The organism is Frankia canadensis, from assembly GCF_900197875.1.
Taxonomy (GTDB): domain Bacteria; phylum Actinomycetota; class Actinomycetes; order Frankiales; family Frankiaceae; genus Frankia; species Frankia canadensis.
The window spans coordinates 1-4,022 of sequence record NZ_FZMO01000310.1; the positions used below are offsets into that span (position 1 = coordinate 1).

Sequence of the window (4,022 nt, forward strand, 5' to 3'; positions counted from 1 at the left end):
GCCCCCGAACCGCCGTGCCCCGGTGCGGCGCGGGTGCGGTACGGAGCGACAGTGCCGTCCCCGTACCGCACATCCCAGGGCATCCCAACCTCCGCGTCGACCGGGCGGCCGGCGCACCGTCAGCGGCAGCCGCCTCGTCCCGGTCCACGGCACCGCGCCGGTCGGCGGGGTCAGACGCTCGGCCGCGCCGGCAGCCGGCCCACCCCCGCCGCAGGCCGTCCCGCGCCGCCGTCCCGATCATGATCCCGTGCCGGATGCCCGTCCCGCGCTTCCAGGCCCCGCAGCCAGCGGTCCACGTCGCGGGCGGTGGTCTCGGCGTGCTCGTGCATCATCGACTGATGGTCGCCGGCCACGTCGAACGAGTCGTGACCCATCTCCCAGTCCGTCGTCCAGGCCTGGTCGGGCCCGGTCACATCCTCGGCGACGACGCGCCGTGGCATCCGTCGGGCCGCCCGCACCAGCATGACCGGCGCCTCGACCTGCCGCGGCCGCCAGTGCTCGAACAGGTCCAGATAGGCGCCCTGCGCGGTCACCTGGGCCTCGGTCATCAGCGCGAAGGCCTGGTCGTTGACGGCGATGCCCCGCAGCTCCTCGTGGATGTCCTCCTCGGGGATCTGGTCGGTTGGCAGCCAGGTGTCGAGCAGGGCCACGGCAGCGGGACGCACACCGCGTTCCTCGAGTGCCGCCGCGGTGGCGTGCGCCAGCCAGCCGCCTGACGAGTAGCCGGCGAGAACGGCCGGCCGGCCCGGGAAGGCCCGCGCAACGGCGTCCGCGTGCATCCCGATGACCAGGTCCGCACTCGCCGGCAGCAGCTCCCCGTCGCCGAAGCCGGGATGGGCCAGCGCGTGCACGTCACGCCGCCCGTGCAGGTGCAGGGCGAGCCGGGCGAAGTTGTGGGGCCCCGACGGCGCGACCAGGGACGGCAGGCAGACCAGCACGAACGGAGCCGGCCCGGTCGCGAGGCGCACCAGCCGCGGCGGCGTGCCGAACTCGCCCGCCGTGCGGAACACCGGCCGCAGCCGTGCCGCCGCGCGCAGCACACCGACGCCCGCGGCGAACCTGCCCTGCGCGCAGGCCTGCCGGTACAGCCACCGCACCCCGCCGGCCAGCTCGACGCCGTCGTCTCCCCCCGCGTCCCCGACCGCGCCGGTGGACGTCGTCGGGCGCGGGCTGGGCGTGGCGTCCGGCTGATCGCCGCGGTCCGCGGCGATCGAGCGCAGATGCGCCGCGAGGTCGGCCACGGTCGGATGCTCGAACACGGCCTGCGTGCCCAACGGCAGTCCGGTCGCCGCGGCGAGCCTGCGGCGCAGCTCGACCGACGCGAGGGAGTCGAATCCCAGCTCAAGGAAGCGCCGGCGCGGATCGACGTCCGCCGGCGTGTCGTGGCCGAGGACGGCGGCGGCCTGGGCACGGACGAGGTCCGCGTACTCGGCGCCGCTGCGCGGTGCGGGCAGCGTGGGCGGCGCCGCCGTCGCGCCGCCGACCCCGGACGGGTCGGACCGCGGCGTCGGCGGGAGGGCCAGCTCCTCGAAGTAGCGGCTGGGCCGCGCCGCGGTGATCGCCGGCAGGAACCTCGCCCAGTCGACGTCGACGACCACGGACGCCGGGTGCCGCGCGGCGACGGCGTGGGTCAGCGCGCCGGCCGCGCTCGGCGGGTCCAGCGGGCGCAGTCCGCGGCGGGTCAGGAAGTCGCGCAGCGCCGGCTCGGCGCCGATGCCCGCGTCGGCCCACGGCCCGAAGGCCACCGCGGTGAGCCGCCGCCCCGTCACGGTCCGCGTCGCGGCGAGGGCGTCGAGGTAGGCGTTCGCGGCGCTGTAGGCCGCCTGACCGCCGCTGCCCCACACCGCCGCGATCGACGAGACCAGCACGACCTCGCGCAGGGCGGTGTGCGGGTCGGCCAGCAGGCGGCCGAGCACGGCGGCACCCGTCGCCTTCGCGGCGAGGACGTCGGCGAACGCTGCCAGATCCAGCCGCTCCAGCGGGGCGCTCGGCCCGGCGACGCCGGCCGCGTGCACCACGGCGGTGACGGGTTCGCCGCCCGCGGCCAGCTGGTCGAGCAGCGCGGTGAACTGGTCCGCGTCGCCGACGTCGCAGGCCGCGACGGTGGCCCGGGCGCCGAGCGCCGCCAGCTCACCGACCAGCTCCCGGGCGCCGGCGGTGTCCGGGCCACGCCGGCCCACCAGGACCAGGCGGTCAGTGCCGCCGCGGGCGAGCTCGCGGGCGATCTGCCCGCCGAGGGCTCCGGTACCCCCGGTGATCAGCACGGTCCCGGCGGGGCTCCACCGCCTGCCGGCCGGCGCCCCGCCGGGCCCGTCCTCGGCCCGCAGCCGCGCGACCCACAGGCCGTCGGGACGCACCGCGAACTGGTCCTCCCCGCCAGGGGCGGTCAACGCGACTCCCAGCCACAGCAGCGACTGGTCGTCGGGGGCGCGGAGCTCGTCGGCCAGCCCGCCCGCCCGGTCCAGGGGGACATCGATGAGACCACCCCAGGTCCGCGGCGCCTCCAGGGCCAGGGTGCGGCCCAGGCCCCAGATCATCGCCTGCTCGGGACAGGTGACCGGATCAGCGGGGCCGGTGGGGACCGCGCCGGTGGTGATCGCCCACAGCGGGGCCTCGACGCGCAGGTCGGCGAGTGCCTGCGCCAGGGCGACAGTGAGCGCGAGCCCGGTGCCGAGGCCGGGATGATCCGCACACGGAGAGGTGTCGAGGGCGAGCAGTGACACCAGGCCGCCGACGGGCGGGCCGGCGGCGGTGAATCCCTCGGTGGTCAGCCGCTCGGCGATGGCCCGCCGGTCCGCGGACGCGAGCATGACGGGCACGGGGACGCCACCGAGGCGCTCGACGAGCCAGCTCACCCGTTCGACCAGCGCGCCTCCCACTCCCGCCGGTGGCACGAGCACGGCCCAGTGCCCCCCGAGCGGCGGGGTGGGACCGGCCTGTGCGGCGACCGCCGCGGTCACGTCGGCGGCGTCGAGCCGGCGCCACACCGGCCGGTACCACCAGCCGCCCGCACCGCTCGTCGGCTCCGGGCCCGCCGCGGCGGCCGCGGTGCCGCTCTCCGTGGCCGGCTCGGGTCCGGGCGCGGGGGTGGGGGATGGCGGGCTCAGCCAGTGGCGGCGCCGCTGGAACGGATAGGTGGGCAGGTCGACCAGGCGGCCGGCCGGGCCCAGTACGGCACGCCAGTCGACGTCGACGCCGTGAACGTCGAGGGTGGCGAGGGTGGCGAGCAGGACGTCGGGCTCGGGCCGGTGCGCGCGGGCGGTGGCGACGGCGACCGTTTCCGGGGCGTGCGGGCGCGCGGACGGCGGCTGCGCCGAGACGGCAGGCAGGCAGTCGGCCAGCAGCGCCGTGAGGACGGCGTCCGGGCCCAGCTCGACGAACGTGTCCGCGCGCTCGGCGGCGGCGAGGTGGTGGACGGCGTCGAGGAAACGCACCGGGCCGCGCGCCTGGCGCACCCAGTGGTCCGGGGAGCACAGCTCGGCCTCGTCCGTCGCCCCGGTGAGGGTGGACACGACCGGGACGGCCGGCCGGCGGTAGTCGACGCCGCCCACGACCTGCCGGAACCTCGCGAGCATGCCATCCATGTGCGGGGAGTGGAAGGCGTGGCTGACCGTCAGCCGTCGGGTGGCATGCCCACGCGAGGCCCAGCCGGCGGCGATCCGCTCGGCCGCGTCGGCGTCCCCGGCGATCACGACGGCCGCCGGCCCGTTCACCGCGGCGATCTCCACCCGCCCGTCCTGCCCGACCAGGCTCGCCGTGACGTCGTCGGCCGACGCCCGGATCGCGATCATCGCGCCGCCCGCCCGGCATGCCTGCGCGAGGCGACCGCGGGCCGCGACGACGGTGACGGCGTCCTCGAGCGACCAGACACCGGCGACGTGCGCGGCGGTGAGCTCGCCGATGGAATGCCCGGCCAGCGCGGCCGGGGTGATCCCCCAGGAGGTGACCAGCCGGTAGAGCGCGGTGCCGTAGGCGAACAGGGCGGGTTGGGTGTATTCGGTGCGGTCGAGCAGGGCGGCGTC

At 77.5% G+C, this 4,022-nt stretch carries 1 protein-coding gene; it reads right to left on the reverse strand.

Annotated elements, in window-relative coordinates; all coding sequences use genetic code 11:
• Positions 1-170: 170 nt before the first annotated feature.
• The coding region (locus C1A33_RS21595) for a type I polyketide synthase (protein WP_115537996.1) at positions 171-4,022 on the reverse strand (3,852 nt) is incomplete at its 5' end.